The sequence below is a fragment of the Pseudomonas sp. dw_358 genome, assembly GCF_018449655.1.
Lineage (GTDB): Bacteria > Pseudomonadota > Gammaproteobacteria > Pseudomonadales > Pseudomonadaceae > Aquipseudomonas.
Genome location: NZ_JAAVUX010000002.1, coordinates 118,674 through 140,996, shown reverse-complemented (window position 1 = coordinate 140,996; position 22,323 = coordinate 118,674). Strand labels below are relative to the sequence as shown.

The window sequence follows — 22,323 nt, the reverse complement described above, 5'->3', positions numbered from 1 at the left end:
AGCCACCGGCCGCGTGGGCGGTCGGTGGTTGTCGTTACGCGATCTCGGCTCACTTCCCGCTGTAAATCTGATCAAACACCCCGCCATCGGCAAAGTGGGTCTTCTGCACTGTCCGCCAATCGCCAAAGGTCTTCTCTACCGAGAGGAAGTCCACTTTGGGAAAGCGGTCGCTGTACTTGGCCAATACCGCCGGGTCCCGCGGCCGCAGGTAGTTCTGCGCGGCAATCTCCTGCCCCTCGGCTGACCACAGGTATTTCAGGTATTCCTCGGCCTCGGCACGGGTGCCTTTCTTGTCGACGACCTTGTCCACTACGCTGACCGGCGGCTCGGCCTCGGCAGAAACGCTGGGGTAGACCACTTCGAATTGATCGCGGCCAAATTCCCGGGCGATCATTTCCGCTTCGTTTTCGAAGGTGATCAGCACGTCGCCGATCTGGTTGGTCATGAACGTGGTGGTGGCACCCCGGCCGCCGGTGTCCAGTACCGGGACCTGCTTGAAGAGCTGGCCGACGAAGTCCCTGGCTTGCTCCTCGGTGGCGCCATGTTTGAGCTCGTACCCCCAGGCAGACAGGTAGGTGTAGCGCCCGTTGCCCGAGGTTTTCGGGTTGGGCACGATCACCTGCACGCCGTCCTTGAGCAAATCGGGCCAGTCCTTCAGGCCTTTGGGGTTGCCCTTGCGCACGATGAACACGGTGGCCGAGGTGAAGGGCGCACTGTGGTCGGGCAGGCGGGTGACCCAGTTGTCCGGCACCAGCTTGCCATTGTCGGCCAGGGCATTGATGTCGGTGGCCATGTTCATGGTGATGACATCGGCCGGCAGGCCATCGATCACCGAGCGTGCCTGTTTGCTCGAGCCGCCGAAGGACATTTGGAGGGTGATGGGGGTGTTGTGCTCGGCTTGCCAGTGTTTCTGGAAGGCGGCGTTGTAGTCCTTGTAGAAGTCGCGCATCACGTCGTAGGAGACGTTGAGCAACGGCGGCGTGGCCGCCTGGGCGAAGCTGGCGAGGCCGAGCCCGGCGGCCAGCAACGAGGCGCTGAGGAGTCTGTTCACTGCGAAAATCCTTTTGCTGTTGTTATGGGAAGCGTGGGTGCGGGCATTATGCCAGCCCGGCGCCGCAGGCCGGGCAGACGGAAAAACACTTTCCTTATTCCATTTTTGCAAACAGATGGCTGCCGCAGCGTGAGCAGAACGCTGCGCCGGGCTCGTGCCGCGGCTTCTTGCAGGACGGGCAGTCCTGCTCCAGTTCCTCGCCGCGCATGGCATTGGCCAGCTCGGCGGTGAAGATCCCGGTAGGCACGGCAATGATCGAATAACCCGTGATCATCACCAGTGACGAGAGCATCTGGCCCAGTGCGGTCTTCGGCACGATGTCGCCGAAGCCCACCGTGGTCAAGGTGACAATGGCCCAGTAAATGCCCTTGGGGATGCTGGTAAAGCCGTCTTCCGGCCCTTCGATCACGTACATCAGGGTGCCGAACAGCACCACCAGGGTGGACACGCTGAGCAGGAACACGATGATCTTCTGCCGGCTGCCCCGCAGCGCCGCCCACAGGTAGTCGGCCTGCATCAGGTAGGGGCTGAGCTTGAGGATCCGGAACACCCGCAGCATGCGCACCATGCGCACCACCATCAGGTACTGCGCATCGCTGTAGAAGATGGCGATGATCCCGGGCAGGATCGCCAGCAGGTCCACCAGCCCATAGAAGCTGAAGGCGTAACGCAGCGGTTTTGGCGAGCAGAACAGCCGCAGCAGATATTCCACGGCAAAGATGAAGGTAAAGCCCCACTCGATCCAGGCGAATTGATCGGCGTAGCGCTGGTGCACGCTTTCGACGCTGTCGATCATGACCACCAGTAGACTGGCGAGGATGATCACCAGCAAGGCCAGGTCGAAGGCTCGGCCGGCGCGGGTGTTGGTCTGGAACACGACAACGAAAAGGCGCTGGCGCCAGGTGGCAATAGGATTGTTCATGACGGCTCAAGCGGCGGTAAAGCGCAGAGCCTAGGAGCTTTGCAGGGGGCAGTGCAAGGGCCCACTGGCCTGCGCGGCTTGCCTGTGCACCCGTTCCCCGGCCTTGACCAGCCAGCAGGCGAGTATGAAGGGGGCGGTCAGCCCCGCCACCGGCAGGCTACTGAAGCCCGGTTGCAGCAGGACGGCCAGGCCGATCGCCAGCAGCGGGCGCAGATACCCGGCGCTGAACGCCAGCCCTGCCAGCGCCGGGTTGAAACCGTGCAAACCACTGGCGGGCGCGTCTTCCAGCCAGGCGAAGGCCAGGCCGCAGGCCGAGCCGAGGATGGCCCAGATGGCGGCGCGGCGGCTGCTCAGTAGCAGACCGAGCAGGATCAGCGCGCCGGCCACGGGGCTGGCGAGCAGGAAGATTTCGCCGATGCCCATTAGCCAGCTCTGCCATAGCGGCAGGTCAGGCAAGGGGGCGGACGGATGTGTTTCCAGCAGTTGCAAAAGCCCCCAGCTCAGCAGCACGAACGGTGCCGTGTAGGCAGGCAGACAACTGGGGCGCACGCAACGGCGCAACCACTGCTCCACCAGGCAGGCGGCCAGGCCGCTGCCGCTCAGGATCAATAACGGTAACAGCGGCGACCACGACAGCTGGCTGCTCAGCAGCAGGCCGATGAGCACGCCGTTGTAGCTGTACAGCCCAGCCTGGCGGTGCGCGCGGCTGTACTCGCGCCGCTGGGCCGTGAACAGCCCGCCCACTGCACCCAGCAGCGCGCCGCCGATCCACTGCGGCTCGGCCACGAGAATGGCCAGCAGACAGCACAGGCCGCAGAGAGGATGGCGTTGCAGGAGGACCTGGCTGAAGCCGTTGAGCACGGCGACGGGCCCGTCGTGGCAGGCGGGAGGAAGCGGCTTCATGAGGTCAGATCTCTCGGTTTGGTGCGAACCCTTGGGGAGATTTCATGCGTGAAACAACCCCCGCAGGACCGAGCTTGCCTGGGAATCAGGCGCTGCGTTACAACAGGTACACAGCGGCGTGTTCTTCCCGAGCGGGCTCGGTTCTACAGGCATGGGTACACAGTTTTACTGTGGCTTGCCGTCCCGAATCGAGAAGTTGGCCATGTGCTCCAACCCCTTGATCAGCGCCGAATGGTCCCAATGGGCGCCACCCAACGCCGCACAGGTGCTGAACACCTGCTGGGCATTGGCCGTGTTGGGCAGGTTGATGTTCAACTCGCGAGCGCCCTGCAGGGCCAGGTTGAGGTCCTTCTGGTGCAGGCTGATACGGAAGCCCGGATCGAAGGTGCCTTTGACCATGCGATCACCGTGCACTTCCAGAATCTTCGACGAGGCAAAGCCACCCATCAGTGCTTCACGCACCTTGGCCGGGTCGGCGCCGTTCTTGGCCGCGAACAGCAGGGCCTCGGCCACTGCCTGGATGTTCAGGGCGACGATGATCTGGTTGGCCACCTTGGCGGTCTGGCCGTCGCCGTTGCCACCCACCAGGGTGATGTTCTTGCCCAGGCTCTGGAACAGCGGCAGGGCACGTTCGTAGGCACTGGAGCAGCCGCCGACCATGATGCTCAAGGTGGCCGCCTTGGCCCCCACTTCGCCGCCCGAGACCGGGGCGTCGAGGTAGGCAGCGCCGGTTTCCTTGATCTTCGCGGCGAAGGCCTTGGTGGCGGTCGGCGAGATCGAGCTCATGTCGATCACCACCTTGCCGGCACTCAGGCCCTTGGCCACACCGTCCTCGCGAAACAGCACGTCGTCCACCTGAGGGGTGTCGGGCACCATGACGATGATGAACTCGGCCTCCTGGGCCACTTCCCGCGGGTTGGCCAGGCCCACCGCGCCGCCGTCCAGCAGCGCTGCCGGGGCCGGGTCGTGGTGGGTGGAGAGAAACAGGTTGTGGCCTGCATTGAGCAGGTTCTGTGCCATGGGCAGGCCCATGATGCCAGTGCCGATAAAACCGATTTTAGCCATGTTCGTTGCTCCTTAAATTGCGTTATGGGTCTTGAGCCAGCCCAGGCCGGCTTCGGTGGTGGTCCGCGGCTTGTATTCGCAGCCGACCCAGCCCTCGTAACCGATGCGGTCCAGGTGCTCGAACAGGAAGCGGTAGTTGATTTCGCCGGTGCCCGGCTCGTGGCGCCCGGGGTTGTCCGCCAGTTGCACATGGTTGATTCGCGGCAGATGCGCCGACAAGGTCGGGGCCAGGTCGCCCTCCATGATTTGCATGTGGTAGATGTCGTACTGCAGGAACAGGTTGGCGCTGGCGACCTGTTCCTGAATCGCCAGGGCCTGGCGGGTGTTGTTCAAATAGAAACCGGGGATGTCGCGGGTGTTGATCGCTTCCATCACCAGCTTGATGCCCACCGCCTCAAGCTTGCCGGCGGCATACTTGAGGTTGTCGATGAAGGTTTTCTCGACTTCGGTGCAGGCCAGGCCGGCCGGGCGAATCCCGGCCAGGCAATTGATCTGGCTGTTGCCCAGCACCTTGGCGTAGGCGATGGCCAGGTCGACACCGGCACGGAACTCCTCGATGCGGTCAGGGTGGCAGGCGATCCCGCGCTCACCATTGACCCAGTCACCGGCCGGCAGGTTGAACAGGACCTGGGTCAGCGTGTGGCGGTCCAGCTGGGCCTTGATCTCGGCCGAACTGTAGTCGTAGGGGAACAAGTACTCGACGCCGCCGAAACCGGCGTCGGCTGCGGCCTTGAAGCGCGCGAGAAAATCCTGCTCGGTGAACAGCATGGACAGGTTGGCAGCAAAACGGGGCATCGCGGCGTCCTCAGTCGAGCAGGGAAATGGCAGTGGGCGCGTCATCGCCGACCAGGGCGAGGTCTTCGAACTCGTTGACTGCGTTGATCTCGGTACCCATGGAAATGTTGGTGACCCGTTCCAGGATGATCTCCACCATGACCGGCACGCGGAATTCGGCCATCAGCGCCTGGGCCTTGCGCAGGGCCGGCTCGATCTGGGCCGGCTCGAACACCCGCAGCGCCTTGCAGCCCAAGCCCTCGACCACGGCGACGTGATCCACGCCGTAGCCGTTGAGTTCGGGGGCGTTGAGGTTTTCGAAGGCCAGCTGCACGCAGTAGTCCATCTCGAATCCGCGCTGAGCCTGGCGAATCAAACCCAGATAGGAGTTGTTCACCACCACATGAATGTACGGCAGGTTGAACTGCGCACCCACGGCCAGCTCTTCGATCATGAACTGGAAGTCGTAGTCGCCGGACAGCGCCACGACGTTGCGGCTCGGGTCGGCCTTGACCACCCCCAGCGCAGCCGGAATGGTCCAGCCCAGGGGCCCGGCCTGGCCGCAGTTGATCCAGTGGCGTGGCTTGTACACGTGGAGGAATTGTGCCCCGGCGATCTGCGACAGGCCGATGGTGCTGACATAGCAGGTGTCACGGTCGAACACCTTGTTCATTTCTTCATAGACGCGCTGGGGTTTGACCGGCACGTTGTCGAAGTGGGTCTTGCGGTGCAGGCTGGCCTTGCGCTGCTGGCAATCGGCGAGCCACATGCCGCGGTCCTTGAGCTTGCCGGCGGCTTTCCACTCGCGGGCGACCTCGAGGAACATGTCCAGCGCGGCACCGGCATCGGAAACAATCCCCAGGTCCGGGGTGAAGACCCGGCCGATCTGGGTCGGTTCGATGTCGACATGAATGAAGCGGCGGCCTTCGGTGTAGACGTCCACCGAACCGGTGTGGCGGTTGGCCCAGCGGTTGCCGATGCCCAGCACCAGATCGGACTTGAGCAGGGTGGCGTTGCCGTAACGATGGGAGGTCTGCAGGCCGACCATGCCGACCATTTGCGGATGGTCATCGGCGATGGTGCCCCAACCCATTAGGGTCGGAATCACCGGGATGCCGGTCAGTTCGGCGAAGGCCACCAGTTGCTCACTGGCATCAGCGTTGATCACGCCGCCGCCACTGACCAGCAACGGCCGCTCGGCATCGTTGAGCATGGCCAGGGCTTTTTCCACCTGTACACGGGTGGCCGCCGGTCTGGCCACACTCAAGGGCTCGTAGGCGTCGATGTCGAATTCGATCTCGGCCATCTGCACATCGAAGGGCAGGTCGATCAACACCGGGCCGGGACGGCCGGTGCGCATTTCATAGAAGGCTTTCTGGAAGGCATAGGGTACCTGGCCGGGTTCCAGCACGGTGGTCGCCCATTTGGTCACCGGCTTGACGATGCTGGTGATGTCCACCGCCTGGAAGTCTTCCTTGTGCATCCGCGCCCGTGGCGCCTGGCCGGTGATGCACAGGATCGGGATGGAGTCGGCCGAGGCGCTGTACAGGCCGGTGACCATGTCGGTGCCGGCCGGGCCGGAGGTGCCGATGCACACGCCGATGTTGCCGGCCCGGGTGCGGGTGTAACCCTCGGCCATGTGCGAGGCGCCTTCGACATGGCGGGCCAGCACATGGGAGATGCCGCCGACGTTCTTGAGGGCCGAATACAGCGGGTTGATGGCCGCGCCGGGAATCCCGAATGCGGTATCAACGCCTTCACGGCGCATCACCAGAACGGCGGCGTCGATTGCTCTCATTTTGCTCATTGTTTGTGCCTCTTTGGCTTTGTAATTGTATACAACTTGCTGTGCCTGGAGTGTATTCATGACCGGGGTGGCAGGTCAATGGGTTTTCGCTGCCAGGAATAGAAGGGCTATTTTGGGGTTTTTTGTGAGATTACAGTAAAATTGTATACAAAAATTACTTCACCTGTGATCTATTTATGGTTGTGATATTCATTAAAAACAAGGAATCCACCATGAGCACACTGGATCTGCAATCAGCCAACCGGATCATCGAAGGGGTTTTGTCCCACGGGCGGGGCATCAAGGCGGCGCCGCTGGCGGTGGCGGTCATTGATATCGGCGGTCATCTGGTCAGCCTGCAACGCCAGGACGGCGCCAGCCTGTTGCGGCCCCAGGTGGCCACGGGCAAGGCTTGGGGCGCGATCGCCCTGGGCAAGACCTCACGGTTGCTGGCCGAGGACTCGCAACAGCGTCCGGCGTTCTATGCCGCGTTGAATGCCTTGGGCCGGGGTGCGGTGGTGCCGGCACCGGGCGGGGTGTTGATTCGCGATGAGTCAGGGGTGGTGTTGGGGGCGGTGGGGGTCAGTGGGGATACGTCGGATATTGACGAGCAGTGTGCTTTGAAGGGGGTGGAAGCGATGGGGTTCGAGGTGGGTTGAGGGCTGCCAGGGGCTGGCCGAGATCTCGAGACAGCCATTGCAGCCCCCACCCTAATCCGGCGCGCAGCCCTTGAGCACCATGCGAATGATGGTCTGCGCCGCCGCCTCGTAGTCGGCCTCCTCCAGCCTGGCCTTGCCCGTCACCACCGAAATCTGCCAATCGAAATCGGCGTAGGTCTGGGTCGCTGCCCAGATGCTGAACAACAGGTGGTGGGGGTCGATGGCGGCGATCTGGCCGCGTTCGACCCAGGTCTGGATGCACTGGATATTGTGTCGCGCCTGGGCATTGAGCTGCTCGACCTGGTCCGGGCTCAAGTGCGGGGCGCCGTGCATGATTTCGCTGGCGAACACTTTTGATGCGAAGGGCAGGTCGCGGGAGATGCGGATCTTCGAGCGAATGTAGCTGCTGAGCACGTCGTTGGGCTCGCCCTCGGGATTGAAGGGCGTCGAGGCCTTGAGGATCGGCTCGATGATGCTTTCCAGAACCTCCCGATAGAGGTTGTCCTTGGATTTGAAGTAGTAATAGACGTTCGGCTTGGGCAATCCGGCCTTGGCGGCGATGTCGCTGGTCTTGGTGGCGGCGAAGCCCTTGTCGGCGAACTCCTCGCTGGCTGCGCGCAAGATCAGTTCTTTGTTGCGCTCGCGAATGCTGCTCATCGGTCAGGGTGTTCCTTGTCTGGCGGCAGATCGGAGAAGGACGGAGCGGCATGGTAGCACCGCCCCCGCGCACGGCTCAATATTGACCGTCAACCCCTCTAGGCCGGTATGCTGAGTGACTTTTTCCTCAGTAAGGATGCTTTTTTATGGCCGCAGGCAGCCTCTTGGCACTGCTCGATGACATCGCCGCCGTGCTGGATGACGTGGCGCTGATGAGCAAGGTGGCGGCAAAAAAGACCGCCGGGGTGCTGGGTGATGACCTGGCGCTCAATGCCCAGCAGGTCACCGGCGTGCGCGCCGAGCGCGAACTGCCGGTGGTCTGGGCGGTGTGCAAGGGCTCATTGCTGAACAAGGCGATATTGGTTCCGGTGGCCTTGCTCATCAGCAGTTTTGCCCCGTGGGCTGTCACCCCATTGCTGATGCTGGGCGGCGCCTACCTGTGCTTCGAGGGGGCGGAAAAGCTCGCCCATCGTTACCAGCACAGCGCCGCCACAGGCGAGGCGGTGGCCGAACCCGAGCCCGTGGTGGATCGGCTGGATTTCGAGAAGGACAAGATCAAGGGCGCGGTGCGTACCGATTTCATTCTGTCGGCGGAAATCATCGCCATCACCCTGGGCACTGTGGCTGACGCCTCGCTGGTGCAACAGGTCATTGTGTTGAGCGGTATCGCGTTGGTGATGACGCTGGGCGTGTACGGTCTGGTGGCCGCCATCGTCAAGCTCGATGACCTGGGGCTGTGGCTGGCGCGCAAGGACAGCGGCGCGGCGAAGGGGGTCGGCGCAGCGATCCTGGCGTTTGCACCCTGGCTGATGAAAGGCCTGTCGGTGGTGGGCACGGCGGCCATGTTTCTGGTGGGCGGCGGCATCATCGCCCATGGCATCGGGCCTGTGCATCACTGGATAGAAGGCTTCAGCGCCGAGTCGAGCGGCGCGCTGGGGAGTGTCATGCCGACGCTGCTCAATGCGCTGGTGGGGATTGTTGCAGGGTTTGTGGTGGTGGCAGTGGTGGCGGTGATCACGCGGTTTCGTCGCTAGAGCCCTGTCACCGCCCCTTGCGCACTCGCTTGCTCGCACTTCTTGCCAAGCGCACCGCCAGCATCACCGCCGCGCAGGTCAACCCTGCGATCAGCCCTTGCCACAGCCCGCTCGGCCCGCGGGGCGGTCCCAGCCAGTCGGTCAGTCCCAGCACGTAACCGACTGGCAAGCCGATCCCCCAATAGGAAAAAAGCGTCAGCAACATGGTTACCCGGGTATCCTGATACCCCCGCAGGGCGCCGGCGGCCGTGACCTGGACCGCGTCGGAAAACTGAAACAGCGCGGCATACACCAGCAACATCGCCGCCAGATGAATCACCTGTGGATCGGCGGTGTAGACCGCGGCGATGCGTTCGCGGCCGAGCAACATCAGGCTGGCCGAAAAGAAGGCGTAGGCCAACGCCGTGGCCATTCCCACACCCGCTGCGAAACGTGCCTCCCGAGGCTGTTGACGCCCCAGTGCCTGACCGACCCTCACTGTTACCGCCATGCCCAGAGAGAAGGGCACCATGAACACCAGCGAGCTGACGTTCAAGGCAATCTGATGACCCGCCACCACACTGGAACCCAGGCTGGCGATCAACAACGCGATCACCGCAAAGATACTCGACTCGGCAAACACGGCGATGCCGATCGGCAGGCCAATGCCCAGCAGGCGTTTGAGCACCGGCCATTGCGGCCACTCGAAGTGCGCGAACACCGCCGCTTGCCGATACGCCGGCGCCCAGCGCACCCAACTGGCCATGCCCAGCAGCATGACCCACATGACGATGGCGGTGGCCCAGCCGCAACCCGCGCCGCCCATGGCCGGCACACCCATGTGACCATAAATGAACACATAGTTGAGCGGGATATTGAGCATCAGGCCGCATAACCCCAGCACCATGCTCGGCCGGGTGCGCCCCATGCCATCGCTGCAGCAGCGCAGTACGTGGTATAGCGCGACCGAGGGCAGTCCGGTGGCAATGCCGCTCAAGTATTGCATGCAGGGTCCGATCAACTGCGGGTCGACCTTCATCGCATGCAGCACCGGTTCGGCGTTGAGCAATAGCGCGGCGGCACCCAGGCCGGTAGCGACGGCCAGCCACAGCGCCTGGCGCACCAGCGGGCCGATCCGAGGCACCTCGCCGCTGCCGAAACGCTGCGCCACCTTCGGCGTGGTCGCCAGCAGAAGGCCGGTCATCAGCAGGAACACCGGCACCCAGATGGAGTTGCCCAGGGCCACGGCGGCCAGATCCTCAGGCCCCACCCGACCGGCCATCACAGCGTCGACGAAGCCCATGGCCGTGTGGGCGAGTTGGGCAATGATGATCGGCCCGGCCAGGGTCAGCAGGGTGCGCAACTCCCGGCGCACCCGTGCCGGCCGGGCAAGGGGAGTGGGAGGGTCGAGAGTCTGGGTCATGGGGTCCGCCGCACGCCAGGCATCCGGCCCGGCAAACCGGGGATTCTACCCGTTGACACCTTGGTCAGGAAATAGCCTGTGCCGACAGGGATGACGCGCGCGGTGCCAACGCCTACACTGGCGGGCTTGATCTGGAGCCTGCCCATGCTGATCGTAGCTGACGAAAACATCCCTTTGGTTGACGCCTTCTTTCAAGGCTTTGGCGACATTCGTCGGGTACACGGCCGAACCCTGACCCGCGAAACACTGGGTGATGCACAGATCCTGCTGGTACGCTCGATCACTCGTGTCGACCGTGCGCTGCTCGAAGGCAGCCAGGTGCGTTTCGTCGGCACCTGCACCATCGGCACCGATCACCTGGACCTCGCGTACCTGGCCGAAGCCGGTATTCAGTGGGCCAGCGCGCCGGGCTGCAATGCCCGTGGCGTGGTGGACTATGTGCTGGGCAGCCTGTTGACCCTGGCCGACATCGACGGTGCCGACCTGGCCGCGCGGACTTACGGCATTGTCGGCGCCGGTCAGGTCGGCGGACGGCTGATCAAGGTCCTGCGCGGCCTGGGCTGGCAGGTCAAGGTCTGCGACCCGCCGCGTCAGGCGCAGGAAGGGGGCGACTACGTCAGCCTCGATGAGATCATCGCCAGCTGTGACGTGATCAGCGTGCACACGCCCTTGCAACGCGAAGGCGAGGACGCCACCTGGCACCTGTTCGATGCCCCGCGCCTGGCCCGCTTGCGCGCCGGCAGTTGGCTGATCAATGCGGCCCGCGGCGCGGTGATCGATAACCTGGCCCTGCGCGAACTGCTGCAGGCCCGCGACGATGTGCAAGCGGTGCTCGATGTCTGGGAGCACGAGCCCGCTGTCGATGCCGCCTTGGCCGACCTCTGTGTGCTGTCCACCCCGCACATTGCCGGCTACAGCCTGGATGGCCGTCAGCGCGGCACCGAGCAGATCTATCGGGCGTTGTGCCAGTTTCTCCAGGTGCCTGCCAGCATTCAGCTGTCCAGCCTGCTGCCGGCCGCCTGGCTGACCGAACTGCGCCTGCACGCCAGCGCCGACCCAGCCTGGGCTTTGGCGGCGGTTTGCCGCAGTGTGTATGACCCGCGGGTGGACGATGGAGCCTTTCGCCGCAGCCTTGGCGACAATCCCGCCCAGCAGCGCCTGGCGTTCGACGCGTTGCGCAAACACTACCCGCCGCGGCGCGAGCTCGACGCCCTGACCGTGAGCATCGCGGGAGATTCGCCGGTGTTGTGGCAGATGGTCGAGGCGCTGGGCTGCCAGCACTGACGCGCGATCATCAAAAAGCCCGGCAGGGCCGGGCCGTCGAGGGCAAGCGGGAAAGGTCCTGGTCAGTGGCCGCGGGCAGGCTTGACCAGGCGTTTTTCCAGCTCCAGACAAGCGCTCTGGATCATTTCTTCGGTGATGGGCACTTCGCGGCCTTGAGCGTCGATAAAGGATCCGCCCAGGACTGGCTCGTTCCGAGCCTGGCGGGAATTGGCGTCACGTTCGCGGCTGTGCTGCAGATTCATCATCAATCTCCTCTTGGGTTCAGCGGGCAGTGCAGTGCCAGCAGATGACCAAGACCCCCGGAATTCAGGTCTCGGGCGCCTGTGCATCCTGACTGAGTCATAAAACAATGGTTCCCCGGCACCGTAATGCGCCCGACAAGGTGTAGGCTGGGCGCTCATTTGTCTGCTGTGAGCCCTCGATGATTTCACTGCTTTCTTCTCGTCAGCGGCGCGCCATTCGCCTGGCCTGGCGCTTCATGCGTCCCTATCGCTGGCAGGCAGCCGGCGCGCTGGTTGCGTTGATCGTCACGGCGGGCATTACCCTGTCCATGGGCCAGGGCGTGCGGATGCTGGTGGATCAAGGCTTCATGACCCGTTCGCCGGAACTGCTGCGACGCTCCATCGAAGTGTTTTTGCTGCTGGTGATGGCCTTGGCGGCCGGGACCTTTACCCGTTTTTACCTGGTGTCCTGGATCGGCGAGCGCTGTGTCGCCGACATCCGCCAGATCGTGTTCAACCATCTGCTCGAATTGCACCCCGGCTTCTATGAAGACAACCGCAGCTCGGAGATCCAGTCACGGCTGACAACTGACACCACACTGCTGCAATCGGTGATGGGTTCTTCCTTGTCGTTGTTCCTGCGCAATGCGCTCATGGTGCTGGGTGGCGTGGTGCTGCTGTTCATCACCAACCCGAAGCTCACCAGCATCGTGGTGGTGGCATTGCCGCTGATTCTGGCGCCCATCCTGCTGTTCGGGCGCCGCGTGCGCGGGCTGTCGCGGCAAAGCCAGGATCGAGTGGCCGAAGTGGGCAGCTACGTGGCCGAAGCCTTGGGGCAGATCAAGACGGTGCAGGCCTACAACCACCAGGCGGAGGATCGCCGCCGCTTCAGCCTGACCGTGGAGCAGGCATTCGACACCGCACGCCAGCGTATTCTGCAACGTGCCTGGCTGATTACCCTGGTGATCGTGCTGGTGCTCGGCGCAGTGGGTGTGATGCTCTGGGTCGGTGGCATGGACGTGATCGCCGGAAAAATCTCCAACGGTGATCTGGCGGCCTTCGTCTTCTACAGCCTCATTGTCGGCAGCGCCTTCGGCACGCTGAGCGAAGTCATCGGCGAGTTGCAACGGGCGGCCGGTGCCGCGGAACGTATCGGCGAACTGCTGCAGGCCCGCAGCGAGATTCAGGCACCCGTCACGGGCGTGCTGCGGTTACCCGAGCGGGTCAGCGGCCGGCTCGATCTGCAGGACGTGCAGTTTGCCTACCCGTCGCGACCGGATGTACCGGCGATTCGCGGCCTGAATTTGAGTGTCAAACCGGGCGAAACCCTGGCGCTGGTCGGTCCATCCGGCGCCGGCAAGTCGACGCTGTTCGACCTGTTGCTGCGCTTCTACGACCCTCAGCACGGGCGCATTCTGATCGATGGCCATGCGCTGGTCGATCTTGACCCCAGCGACCTGCGTCGGCATTTCGCTCTGGTTGCACAGACGCCTGCGCTGTTCTACGGCACGGTGGAGGACAACCTGCGTTACGGTCGGGCATCGGCGACGCACGAGCAACTGCGCGAAGCGGCGCGAATCGCCCATGCCGATGAGTTCATCATGGCCTTGCCCAATGGCTATCAGACCCATCTGGGGGAGGCGGGGCTGGGCTTGTCCGGCGGCCAGCGGCAACGTATGGCCATTGCCCGTGCGCTGTTGGTGGACGCACCGATTCTGTTGCTGGACGAAGCCACTAGCGCGCTGGATGCCATGAGCGAGCATCTGATCCAGCAGGCACTGCCGACCTTGATGCAAGGTCGCACCACCCTGGTGATCGCCCACCGCCTCGCCACCGTGCAGAACGCGGACCGCATTGCGGTGATCGAACAGGGAAGGGTGGCGGCGATCGGCACGCATCAGGAGCTGATTGCGGGCAATGAACTGTATGCGCGTTTGGCGGCGCTACAGTTTCCAGCTTGAGGACGGTGTGCCGATCAGCCTGTATCAGCGGTATTCGCAGAGATAAGCGGTTTCTACTGCCACTTTGAGTTGGAACTTGCTGTTGGCGGGGACATTGAACTGGCTGCCGGCTTCGAAGCTTTCCCAGTCGGTGCTGTCCGGCAGCTTGACCACCAGGGCGCCGGAGACCACGTGCATGATCTCGCGCTGTGCCGTGCCGAACTCGTACTCGCCAGGCGCCATCACGCCGATGGTGGCGGGGCCTTCAGGCGCTTCGAATGCGATGGACTTAACGGTGCCATCGAAGTACTCGTTGACTTTGAACATGTAGCGATCTCCTCGAAGTGGTCAAAAAAACGCTCGCCAGTATGCCCAAGCGATGTCCATCCGTCATGCCCTTTCAGCCGCTGGCCGGCAGGGACAATGGCAGCAGCCTGGCCGTGTTGCGTGCATCTTCCAGTGCTCGATGCTGCTGTCCGCAGAACTGTAGCCCTGCCAGTTGCAGTGCACTGTTGAGGCCCAGCGGACGTTGCAGCTGGCGGGCCTTGGCAAAACGCTGTTTGAGATTGATGTGGGGCAAGTCCGCCAGCACGCTGTGCAATTGGTGACGTTGCCATTCCAGCAGCAGTTGCTGACGATCGTAGTCACCCCAGCTCACCCAGGCTTGCAGTTGCGATCCGCAGTGGCCCAGCCAGCGCTCGAACTGACGCCAGACTTCCACCAGCGTGCTGGCGCCGTCGATGTTCGCTTGGGTGATGTGCGTCAATTGCCGGCAGAATCCGGTCAGGGCCGGGCGGCGCACGGGTTTGACGAAGCGCTGGAAATGGTCGATCTCGCGCCCGGATCGATCGACCACGCTGGCGCCGATTTCAATGATTTCCATTTCTTCGACCGGCCAACCGCCTTCATCGGTGGTGGCTTCCAGGTCAATGACCAGCCAATGCGGCATAACAGGCTCCAGAAAATAGCGCTCGTTCGCTACCGATAAATTAGCCGTGGCAATAGAACCGTGCCTGATGGGACCGCCGAAATGCCAGTATGCTCCGCCTCAGGTCCAATTGAATATTTGCCAGTTGCTGTGCCCTGCGAAACAGCCTAGCTTAATCAGGATCCATCCGTGTGTTTCGGGAAGTCCTGGCCTTGATCGATCTCACTTTGCGGGCTGCCCTCCGTTACCTGTTGTGTGTCGTGACCACCGTGCTCAGCCTGCACGCGATGGCGGCGCAAGAGGTCAGAATCGGTGCCGCCTATTTTCCGCCCTACGTCTCCAAGCCTGAAGAAGGGGCCCAAAGCGGCTTGCTGCCCGAGATGGTCCAGGCGCTGAACAAGGTCCAGCAGCAATACCACTTCGTGATGGTACCGACCTCGTTGGCTCGACGGTTCCGTGATTTCCAGCAGGACCGCGTGGACGTGGCAATTTTCGAGAACCCTGACTGGGGGTGGCAGGACATTCCCCATGTCAACGTGGACCTGGGCCTCGAAGACGCTGAAGTGTTTGTCGCCCATCGTGCCACGGGGCGCGACCAGTCGTATTTTCGTAACCTGGAGGGCAAACGCTTGGCGCTGTTCAGCGGTTATCACTATGCGTTTGCCGGTTTTGACGCCGACCCGCGTTATCTGGCGCAGCATTTCAACGCCACCCTGACCTATTCCCATGACAGCAACTTGACGTTGGTGCTGCGTGATCGTGCGGACATCGCCCTGATCACGCGCTCCTACCTCAGCGACTTCCTGGCGCGCAATCCGGACAGTGCCAGCCAGTTGCTGATTTCCGAGCGGGTTGACCAGATCTACCACCACTTTGCCCTGCTTCAGCCCAAGGGACCGATCAGCGCCGAAGCGTTCAGCCAATACCTCGGCATGTTGCGCGAAAACGGCGACATGGCGCGGATCTTTCAACCTTACCGGATTGCCGTGCTGCCCCTGGCCACCGGGGAGTCGGTGGCCCGAAACGGCCAGGCATCTCGCTGATCAGGGCTGCAACAGCCCTTGCAGGCCATGCTCCAGGCTGGCGCTGGACAGCTCGCCGACGTGGCTTCGCACCCACCGGCCCTGAGCGTCATAGAACAAGGTCGCCGGCAATGCTGCCGAGCCTGCCGCGCGCGACAGTTGACTGGCTCGATCGAACACCACTTGCTGGCTATCAATGCCGGCTGCAGCGAGGAATGTCCTTACCTGATCGGGACTCTCACCCTGGTTGACCAGTACAAATCGCACCCCCGGCGTTCGCCGGGCGGCCTCCAGCAGCACGGGCATTTCTCGCCGGCACGGCGGACACCAACTGGCCCACAGATTGACCACCAGTGGTTGTCCGGCGTAGTCACGCAGGTTCAGTGGGGTGCCGGCCAATGTTTGCAGGGGGGTATCCGGCAAGGTCTGGCGGCGGTCATGGAGCTGTACGGTCAGTGTGCCCAGCAGCCACAGGGTCAGGCCGCTGCCGATAGCCCAGGCCAGTGGCCGGCGTTGGTCCGGCCGGCGCCACGCCTGCCAGGCCGCGCTTGACAGCAACGCCAGCACGCCAGGCCAGAGCAGAAAGCCGCCGTCGCGCACGTCGAGGATCTGCCAGGGCGCCTGCCGGTATTGCGGCCAATAAACCAGCGCAAAACTCAGCCTGGCTACCAGCAGCGCCATCAATAGCAGGCTGAACAGTACCGACTCGGGGTTTTTCACCCCGGCGGCTCTGGCGCTGCGTGCCCCGCTCCAGGTGGCCAGCAGCAAGGATGCCAGCAGAATCAAATGGTCCATGGCCAAGGTAAAGGGGCCGAGGGTGAAGCTGAGCATGGCGGGCGTTCCTGAGTCGATCGAGGGCCGAGGATGCGGGGGGGATGTTAAGGCGTCGTTAATGCAGGTTGCCCAGATATATGTACCTCATGTCGCCGGGCCACGCTGCCACCCTGCGCCCCTTTTCAGCCAAAAGGGGCAGCACATGAGCACCACTATTCTGGGGCACGACCAGGCGTTCTGGAGCGACACGGCGCGGCGCTGGACGCAAGCCTTCCCGGACATTCATAGCCTGGCTCGGGACGAGGCCTTGCGCATCCTCCGGCGCCATACCAACCGTAATCTGGACCCGGAGCGCGTGTGGTGGCACCGCTTCGACGGCGCCGTCAGCAGCCCGCTGACCTTCACCGGCTGGCAGCACAGTGGGCGCCCGGTGCAATCCATGACCTTTATTCAGTTGCTCTTGCAGCGTTACGGCGCGCGGGATCAGGACAGCCTCGACAACCTTCAGGTAGAAGGCGGCTTTTATACCGACGGGCCCGAACACGGGGTGTACGACCAACGCAATGAAGTGCGCCTGCTGGCCGCCGACGTCTGCGCAGAGTTCTGGAGCATCGATTTCGCGCAACGTTACCGCGCTCGCCTGGGCGCATTCTGGCATCAGCAGGGCGTCAGTTTTGTGCTGCTGGCGAGGATGGCCCTGCGCGCGGCGGTGCTGGCGGCTCGGCAGCGCCAGGCGTTGACTGCGGGCGATCTTGGCGTCTTGCAGGCGTTGCTGGAGGGGCGACCTGCGGGCACGGTCTATCGACTGAGTCTGGGCGGTTATCTGGCGCGGGATGCCTTGCGGATCGCCACTCACGGTGGGCGCCAACTTCTGTATCTGCCGGGTGAGGCCCAGGCCCTGCAAGCCTTTGCTGATCACCGGGCGTTTTATGAATGGTTGCGCCACTGCGCGGCGATTCCTCGCGAGCGGGATGCCTTGCTGCGCCATTTTTCCTCGTTCAACCCGGCCCGTACCTCCGAGTTGGATGGGTTGCGCGAACTGCTTGAACAGGTTCGCCAGGACACCCGCCTGGCGCGCCTGAACGTGCTGCAGCCGCGAGAGTCCGCTCTCGCCGGCGATCCGTTCGCCTGGCTGCGTAGACAGGCCGAGCAGGAAATGCAGCACCAGGCCGATACCCTGCTGACCTCCAACGCTCATCTGCGTCAAGGCTTATGGCTGGGGTATCTGAGTGCCTTTATCAACCTGGGCAGTGGATTCGCGCCCCTGGGGTGGCCAGTGGCCTTGGTGGTGGTCGGTGCAGCAGCCGTCTCGCTGGCATTGAATGTACACAAGGCGGTGTACGCGGCAACCCGTCAAGAGCGCCGCGATGGCATCTTCGGTGCGCTCAACGGTGCCATCGTGATCGCTTTCAACACCCCTCTGTTGTTCGAGCTCCGACTGCCTGAAACATCGTCTGCCGAGCAGAGCCTTGACGTATTGGAGCAGGCGCCCGTCGTCCATCCTTTCGAGCCGCTCCCCGGCGGACAGGTCAACGGGCTGGGCCTGATCGAACGCAGTGACGTGAAAACCCTGTATTGCATTCACCCCCTGCTGCGGGGCGCCGACCCGGCCGCCGTCCTCGCCTCGCTGACGCCCTTGACCGAGACATCTGGCGTGCGACCCATGCTGCAAGGTCCTGTGCTACAGGCCTTTGCCACGCCGAGGGGCGCGCTGGAATATGCCCAGGCCGAGTTCGACGCAGCCTTTGTCCTGCACGAAATCGATGCCGAGGGTGTGATGACGGCGTCCTTTCGCGAAAATTTCAGCCACAATCAGGCCGCCCTGCTGCGTCATCTGGGTGAGCCGGCTGATGCCTTGCATGCACTGCAGGCCGCAGGGCGCGGGCTTGGCGAATGGAGCGGGGGCAGCTGGGCTTTCGATGAAGTCCATCTGGCCATGGACAGCCTGGACCGCTGGCAATTTCTCCCGGTATCCACTGCCGACCTTGAACGTCTGGCTGATCCGTTGCACGGGAGGCTCTCGCCCCCCGATTCACCTGGGGTGCTCCAGGGCGTGCAGCAGTTGCCTGTGGGGTTTGGGTGTCACCTGCCGCGCTACAGCATCGAAGTACAGGGCGTGCCCCGGGCTGTGCGCTACGACCCGTTCAGCGACACCTGGCGCACGTCTGCCGGCAGCGCGTACCGCTTCGATCCGTTACGGGGCTTCGTCGGGGTGTCAGTCCCGGACAGCCTGCCGCCACGTGTGGCCGTCGATATCGATCGCGCGGTGCAGCAACTCGGCATCAATGTGCATCTGCCCTGGGAAGTCGAGCCACTGCCCACCGCCCAGGTCCGCCCTGTCCCACGCCAACTGCACAGCGTCTGGCTCGGCCGGCACATGCCACGCAAGCTGATTCGTCGGGTGATTCATAACGCCGAGGAAGCCGGGCAAGGTTCGCAGCCCTTCGAGACGCACCTGTACCTCGACATCAAAGACCCCGTGGAATTGGACAGCACCTTGCTGCGCCTGGCCCGGGGGCCGTCCACACTCAAGGTGCACATTCTGGAACAGACCGATTTTTTCAAGGCGTTTCGCACCACGCGCTATTACCAGCAGTACCTGGCCGCCAGCACGGGGCCGGCCATCAACTACGCCAGTGCCGTCGACGTGCTGCGCTATCGGCTGCTGTACCGCGAAGGCGGTATCTACATGGATGTCGATGACCTGATCGAAGGGTCGGGGGACGGCGTGCCCAACTTCGCCGAAGGCGCGTTCGAGGTGGCGCCCGGGCACTTGCTGCTGAACAACCCGGTCTGTCATCAGCGGCTGCGGATGCAGGTGGACTTCAATACCAGCAATTTTGGCTCGTTGCCCGGTAATCCATTGCTGGAGCAGATGTCCGAGGAAAGCTACCGACGTTTTCTCGCGAACACAGACTTGTACAAGACCCGTCCCTATGACTTTGCCAACACCGATGCCGAACTGAACGCCTACGGTCAACGTATCAGCCATGTCACCGGGCCGAAGTTGTTCAACGAGATGATTGATCGCGCGCTGCCCGCCTACCGGCAATACCGAGGGCTGCACCACATAGCGCGGGGCCAGTTGCATGTGCCGGCGCCGATGCGTGAAGCCATCGCCGAGCAATTGCGTGCGCAGGCTCGGCATTACAGCGCGTTGGGCGGATTGATCCGTATCGGCTCCACCGGCAGCTGGCTGTCGACCTGACCAAGACGGCATAATGTGGCGTTAATGCACTGACGTCACAGTGCTGTCTTTTACCCGAGTCTGCCCATGCACATACTGCTTTGCGAGGACGACGACCTGATCGCCAGCGGCATCGTTGCCGGCCTGGGCGCGCAGGGTCTGGTGGTCGACCGCGTGGCCACCGCCGCCGCCGCGCAGGCCCTGCTGCTGGCGGCAGATTTCGATGTGATCATCCTCGATCTCGGCCTGCCTGACGAAGACGGCCTGACCTGGCTCGAGCGTATGCGTCGGCAGGGCAGTACCCTGCCGGTACTGGTCTTGACGGCACGGGACACGGTCAGCGATCGTGTCGCCGGCCTGCAGGCCGGTGCCGATGATTACCTGCTCAAACCCTTCGATCTGCGCGAGCTGAGCGCGCGGCTGCATACCTTGATGCGGCGCGCCGCCGGGCGAGCGGTAAACCTCATCGAGCACGGCCCCCTGAGCTACGATCCCAGCCGTCGAGAAGCCTGGTTGGGCGGCCAGGCGGTGGAACTGTCGCGCCGTGAGCAGGCGTTGCTCCAGGCCTTGCTGCACAACCGCGGCCGGGTGCTCTCCAGCGAGCAATTGAAAGACAGCCTCTATGGCTTTGGCGATGAGGTCGAGAGCAACGCCCTGAACGTGCATATTCATCACTTGCGCCGCAAGCTTGGCACGCAGATCGTCGAGACGGTGCGCGGTCTGGGCTATCGCCTCGGGCCTGCCGGAGCGGCCACGTGACCTTGCGTCTGCGCCTGACGCTGATTCTCGGCGCCGCGTTCATCCTGATCTGGGCCTTGGCGGCTGCGTGGATGTTTCGGGATCTGCGCAACCAGATGATGTTCTCGCTGGACCAGCGTCTGGTGGCGTCGGCGCGCATGGTCGCCGGTTTGGTGAACCAATTGCCGCAACCTTTGTCCAGTGTCGGCGAGGGCACCCGGTTCAGCGCCGACCCACTGAGCATTCCGGACGGCATGGCCTGCCAGGTCAGTTCGTTGCGCGGCGAGATCCTGGCCCGCAGCCATTCGGCCACGCAGTCCGCGCTGGATGCGCAGAGCAGCGGTTTTCGTGACCAGCAGATCGAGGGGGCTGCATGGCGCAGCTTTACCTTGTCCCATGGCGATGTGCGCATCACCACCGCCGACCGCCAGCAAGAGCGTGAAGCCCTCGAACGCTCGGTGGTGCTGGCCGCCTCCGCGCCGGTTTTGATGGCGCTGCTGGGCAGCCTGGGGGTGCTTTGGCTGGGGCTGGGGCGAGGGTTGGCGCCGCTCCAGCGCATGCGCGAGGCGTTGACCCGGCGCAGCGCCGACTCTTTGGAGCCGCTGCAGGTCTCGGCTTTGCCCCGCGAACTGCAACCCTTGCTCGACACCCAGAATCAATTATTGCTGCGCATTGCGCAGGCATTCGAGCGCGAGCGTCGCCTGACCGGCGACGCGGCCCATGAGTTGCGCAGCCCGCTGACGGCGGTGAAGACTCACTTGCAGGTAGCACGCATGACCACTGGCGCCGCCCGGGAGCAGGCACTTGAACATGCCGAACAAGGTGCCGACCGGCTGCATCGGACCCTTGAACAACTGCTGTTGCTGGCCAGAGTCGAAGGCAGCCTGTCGTTCGAGGATGGCGTGGCCTGCGATATCACTCAGATCGCCCGGTTGGCCATGAACGATGCGCAGCAGGGCGCCGACTTGCCTATCCAGCTGGAGCTGCCTGCGCGGGTGGGCGATCAAGTGCTCGCCGTGCCGTCCGCCCTGGCCATTGCTGCCTTGCGCAATCTGCTGGAGAACGCCCGGCGCCATGGCGCGGCCGGTGGCGTAGTGCGCCTGGCCCTGAGTGTGGAGGAGGGGGCTGCACGGTTCGACATCCATGATCAGGGGCCGGGCATCGCGCCCCAGCACCTGGCCTATCTGACCCAGCGTTTCTGGCGCAAAGGGCAAGGGGCCGGCAGCGGTCTGGGGCTGGCCATCGTTCAGGCGATCGTCCAGCAATACGCTGGCCAACTGCACTTTCACAGCCACGACCATGGCCTGCAGGTGACGCTGTGCCTGCCGCTGGCGGACGCCGAAACGGATGGTTACAGCAACGCGGTCGCTGTGCACCAGGCAGCGAGGTAAGGTTTCCTTTCCAGCACACTCATGGATCGAGGAAGCCTCTCATGGACCACTCTCTGCACTTGCGCCAACCCCTGCCGGCCGATGTCACGGCCATCAGCCTGATCATCGAGCGGGCCATTCGCACCGCCTGCGCCGCCGACCATCGCAACGAACAACGCCTCATTGGTGCATGGCTGCGCAGCACCAGCCCGGCACAGCTGTTGCGCTGCCTGCGTCTGCCCAAGACCCTGGCCCGGCTCGCGTTGCTGCAAGGCAAGCCTGTCGGCGTGGTCATCGCCGGCTCCGACGGCGAGATTCTTCAGTGCTATGTCATGCCCGAGTTCAGCCGGCGCGGTGTGGGCACCGCCCTGATGACGGACATAGAGGGGTGCCTGCTGGAACAAGGGCGCGAGGTGGCCAGCCTGAGCAGCACCCTGACAGGTTTTGGCTTCTATCGGCACCTTGGCTATCGGGAGTCGGGCCAGCGTCTGGAGGTCGATGGACTCACGGTCACCCTGATGGAAAAAAGCCTGGTGCGTCCGGCCATGGGGGACTGGATGGCGCGGCTGATGGCGGGGGTCAGGGCGCCCGCCACCTGATCCATCC

General features: G+C 63.5%; 21 protein-coding genes. 9 read left to right on the top strand and 12 right to left on the bottom strand.

Translation table 11 applies throughout. The features are described 5' to 3' along the window. Window positions 1–49: 49 nt before the first annotated feature. The 6 genes from HB675_RS04130 to gcl form a co-directional block, all read right to left on the bottom strand. Window positions 50–1,051, bottom strand: a complete 1,002-nt coding sequence (locus HB675_RS04130; protein ID WP_213875949.1) for a sulfate ABC transporter substrate-binding protein — start codon at window positions 1,049–1,051, stop codon at window positions 50–52. Between the two features lie 94 nt (window positions 1,052–1,145). Beyond that, window positions 1,146–1,973, bottom strand: a complete 828-nt coding sequence (locus tag HB675_RS04125) for an ion transporter (protein ID WP_213875947.1) — start codon at window positions 1,971–1,973, stop codon at window positions 1,146–1,148. A gap of 30 nt (window positions 1,974–2,003) precedes the next feature. Further along, complete coding sequence (locus tag HB675_RS04120) at window positions 2,004–2,876, bottom strand: urea transporter (protein ID WP_213875945.1); 873 nt, start codon at window positions 2,874–2,876, stop codon at window positions 2,004–2,006. A 165-nt stretch (window positions 2,877–3,041) separates the two neighbouring features. Beyond that, window positions 3,042–3,941 carry a 2-hydroxy-3-oxopropionate reductase gene (locus tag HB675_RS04115; RefSeq protein WP_213875943.1) on the bottom strand — a complete coding sequence of 300 codons (900 nt, stop codon included), beginning with the start codon at window positions 3,939–3,941 and terminating at the stop codon, window positions 3,042–3,044. Window positions 3,942–3,953: 12 nt separating this feature from the next. Then, complete coding sequence (hyi, locus tag HB675_RS04110) at window positions 3,954–4,736, bottom strand: hydroxypyruvate isomerase (protein WP_213875942.1); 783 nt, start codon at window positions 4,734–4,736, stop codon at window positions 3,954–3,956. 10 nt (window positions 4,737–4,746) lie between these two features. Beyond that, window positions 4,747–6,522 carry a glyoxylate carboligase gene (gene gcl, locus HB675_RS04105; protein ID WP_213875940.1) on the bottom strand — a complete coding sequence of 592 codons (1,776 nt, stop codon included), beginning with the start codon at window positions 6,520–6,522 and terminating at the stop codon, window positions 4,747–4,749. 212 nt (window positions 6,523–6,734) lie between these two features. On the opposite strand from gcl, the gene HB675_RS04100 reads away from it, so the two are divergent. Further along, window positions 6,735–7,160 (top strand): heme-binding protein, encoded by a 426-nt coding sequence (locus HB675_RS04100; RefSeq protein ID WP_213875938.1) that lies wholly within the window; start codon window positions 6,735–6,737, stop codon window positions 7,158–7,160. A 51-nt stretch (window positions 7,161–7,211) separates the two neighbouring features. Here the strand turns inward: HB675_RS04100 and HB675_RS04095 are convergent, their stop codons facing one another. Beyond that, window positions 7,212–7,817 (bottom strand): TetR/AcrR family transcriptional regulator, encoded by a 606-nt coding sequence (locus HB675_RS04095; RefSeq protein WP_213875936.1) that lies wholly within the window; start codon window positions 7,815–7,817, stop codon window positions 7,212–7,214. A 146-nt stretch (window positions 7,818–7,963) separates the two neighbouring features. On the opposite strand from HB675_RS04095, the gene HB675_RS04090 reads away from it, so the two are divergent. Next, window positions 7,964–8,851: a DUF808 domain-containing protein gene (locus tag HB675_RS04090; RefSeq protein ID WP_213875934.1), complete on the top strand. Its 888-nt coding sequence runs from the start codon at window positions 7,964–7,966 to the stop codon at window positions 8,849–8,851. Window positions 8,852–8,858: 7 nt separating this feature from the next. On the opposite strand, the gene HB675_RS04085 is transcribed toward HB675_RS04090, so the two are convergent. After that, complete coding sequence (locus tag HB675_RS04085; protein WP_213875932.1) at window positions 8,859–10,253, bottom strand: MATE family efflux transporter; 1,395 nt, start codon at window positions 10,251–10,253, stop codon at window positions 8,859–8,861. 144 nt (window positions 10,254–10,397) lie between these two features. On the opposite strand from HB675_RS04085, the gene pdxB reads away from it, so the two are divergent. Continuing rightward, window positions 10,398–11,537: a 4-phosphoerythronate dehydrogenase PdxB gene (pdxB, locus tag HB675_RS04080; protein WP_213875930.1), complete on the top strand. Its 1,140-nt coding sequence runs from the start codon at window positions 10,398–10,400 to the stop codon at window positions 11,535–11,537. 62 nt (window positions 11,538–11,599) lie between these two features. Here pdxB and HB675_RS04075 read toward each other — a convergent pair whose 3' ends face one another. Then, window positions 11,600–11,779 carry a PA1571 family protein gene (locus HB675_RS04075; protein ID WP_213875928.1) on the bottom strand — a complete coding sequence of 60 codons (180 nt, stop codon included), beginning with the start codon at window positions 11,777–11,779 and terminating at the stop codon, window positions 11,600–11,602. A 179-nt stretch (window positions 11,780–11,958) separates the two neighbouring features. On the opposite strand from HB675_RS04075, the gene HB675_RS04070 reads away from it, so the two are divergent. Then, complete coding sequence (locus HB675_RS04070; RefSeq protein ID WP_213875925.1) at window positions 11,959–13,719, top strand: ABC transporter transmembrane domain-containing protein; 1,761 nt, start codon at window positions 11,959–11,961, stop codon at window positions 13,717–13,719. 24 nt (window positions 13,720–13,743) lie between these two features. Here the strand turns inward: HB675_RS04070 and HB675_RS04065 are convergent, their stop codons facing one another. Both HB675_RS04065 and HB675_RS04060 read right to left on the bottom strand, forming a co-directional pair. Then, window positions 13,744–14,025, bottom strand: coding sequence for a pyrimidine/purine nucleoside phosphorylase (locus HB675_RS04065; RefSeq protein ID WP_213875923.1), 282 nt, complete (start codon window positions 14,023–14,025; stop codon window positions 13,744–13,746). 73 nt (window positions 14,026–14,098) lie between these two features. Beyond that, on the bottom strand, window positions 14,099–14,647 hold the full coding sequence (locus tag HB675_RS04060) for an exonuclease domain-containing protein (protein ID WP_213875921.1): 549 nt from the start codon (window positions 14,645–14,647) through the stop codon (window positions 14,099–14,101). A gap of 194 nt (window positions 14,648–14,841) precedes the next feature. On the opposite strand from HB675_RS04060, the gene HB675_RS04055 reads away from it, so the two are divergent. Further along, on the top strand, window positions 14,842–15,669 hold the full coding sequence (locus tag HB675_RS04055) for an amino acid ABC transporter substrate-binding protein (protein WP_213876562.1): 828 nt from the start codon (window positions 14,842–14,844) through the stop codon (window positions 15,667–15,669). Here the strand turns inward: HB675_RS04055 and HB675_RS04050 are convergent, their stop codons facing one another. Continuing rightward, entirely contained in the window at window positions 15,670–16,479 is an 810-nt protein-coding gene (locus HB675_RS04050; protein ID WP_213875919.1) for a TlpA disulfide reductase family protein, read from the bottom strand. It lies immediately after the preceding gene. A gap of 145 nt (window positions 16,480–16,624) precedes the next feature. Here HB675_RS04050 and HB675_RS04045 point away from each other — a divergent pair, with 145 nt between their 5' ends. From HB675_RS04045 to HB675_RS04030, 4 genes are all read left to right on the top strand, one after another. Beyond that, on the top strand, window positions 16,625–19,630 hold the full coding sequence (locus tag HB675_RS04045; protein WP_213875916.1) for a DUF6543 domain-containing protein: 3,006 nt from the start codon (window positions 16,625–16,627) through the stop codon (window positions 19,628–19,630). Between the two features lie 66 nt (window positions 19,631–19,696). Beyond that, a complete protein-coding gene (locus HB675_RS04040) occupies window positions 19,697–20,368 on the top strand; it encodes a response regulator (RefSeq protein ID WP_213875914.1) in 672 nt (223 codons plus the stop codon). Next, window positions 20,365–21,738 carry an ATP-binding protein gene (locus tag HB675_RS04035; RefSeq protein ID WP_213875912.1) on the top strand — a complete coding sequence of 458 codons (1,374 nt, stop codon included), beginning with the start codon at window positions 20,365–20,367 and terminating at the stop codon, window positions 21,736–21,738. Before HB675_RS04040 ends, HB675_RS04035 begins: the two co-directional genes overlap by 4 nt. Window positions 21,739–21,779: 41 nt before the next feature. Next, window positions 21,780–22,316, top strand: coding sequence for a GNAT family N-acetyltransferase (locus tag HB675_RS04030; RefSeq protein ID WP_213875911.1), 537 nt, complete (start codon window positions 21,780–21,782; stop codon window positions 22,314–22,316). The last annotated feature ends 7 nt before the right edge of the window (window positions 22,317–22,323 follow it).

Bases quoted from the DNA above. Each gene is read 5' to 3' on its own strand.
- HB675_RS04125 (WP_213875947.1), bottom strand. From the start codon at position 1,973: ATGAACAATCCTATTGCCACCTGGCGCCAGCGCCTTTTCGTTGTCGTG.
- HB675_RS04120 (WP_213875945.1), bottom strand. From the start codon at position 2,876: ATGAAGCCGCTTCCTCCCGCCTGCCACGACGGGCCCGTCGCCGTGCTC.
- HB675_RS04115 (WP_213875943.1), bottom strand. From the start codon at position 3,941: ATGGCTAAAATCGGTTTTATCGGCACTGGCATCATGGGCCTGCCCATG.
- hyi (WP_213875942.1), bottom strand. From the start codon at position 4,736: ATGCCCCGTTTTGCTGCCAACCTGTCCATGCTGTTCACCGAGCAGGAT.
- gcl (WP_213875940.1), bottom strand. From the start codon at position 6,522: ATGAGCAAAATGAGAGCAATCGACGCCGCCGTTCTGGTGATGCGCCGT.
- HB675_RS04100 (WP_213875938.1), top strand. From the start codon at position 6,735: ATGAGCACACTGGATCTGCAATCAGCCAACCGGATCATCGAAGGGGTT.
- HB675_RS04095 (WP_213875936.1), bottom strand. From the start codon at position 7,817: ATGAGCAGCATTCGCGAGCGCAACAAAGAACTGATCTTGCGCGCAGCC.
- HB675_RS04090 (WP_213875934.1), top strand. From the start codon at position 7,964: ATGGCCGCAGGCAGCCTCTTGGCACTGCTCGATGACATCGCCGCCGTG.
- HB675_RS04085 (WP_213875932.1), bottom strand. From the start codon at position 10,253: ATGACCCAGACTCTCGACCCTCCCACTCCCCTTGCCCGGCCGGCACGG.
- pdxB (WP_213875930.1), top strand. From the start codon at position 10,398: ATGCTGATCGTAGCTGACGAAAACATCCCTTTGGTTGACGCCTTCTTT.
- HB675_RS04075 (WP_213875928.1), bottom strand. From the start codon at position 11,779: ATGAATCTGCAGCACAGCCGCGAACGTGACGCCAATTCCCGCCAGGCT.
- HB675_RS04070 (WP_213875925.1), top strand. From the start codon at position 11,959: ATGATTTCACTGCTTTCTTCTCGTCAGCGGCGCGCCATTCGCCTGGCC.
- HB675_RS04065 (WP_213875923.1), bottom strand. From the start codon at position 14,025: ATGTTCAAAGTCAACGAGTACTTCGATGGCACCGTTAAGTCCATCGCA.
- HB675_RS04060 (WP_213875921.1), bottom strand. From the start codon at position 14,647: ATGCCGCATTGGCTGGTCATTGACCTGGAAGCCACCACCGATGAAGGC.
- HB675_RS04050 (WP_213875919.1), bottom strand. From the start codon at position 16,479: ATGCTCAGCTTCACCCTCGGCCCCTTTACCTTGGCCATGGACCATTTG.
- HB675_RS04045 (WP_213875916.1), top strand. From the start codon at position 16,625: ATGAGCACCACTATTCTGGGGCACGACCAGGCGTTCTGGAGCGACACG.
- HB675_RS04040 (WP_213875914.1), top strand. From the start codon at position 19,697: ATGCACATACTGCTTTGCGAGGACGACGACCTGATCGCCAGCGGCATC.
- HB675_RS04030 (WP_213875911.1), top strand. From the start codon at position 21,780: ATGGACCACTCTCTGCACTTGCGCCAACCCCTGCCGGCCGATGTCACG.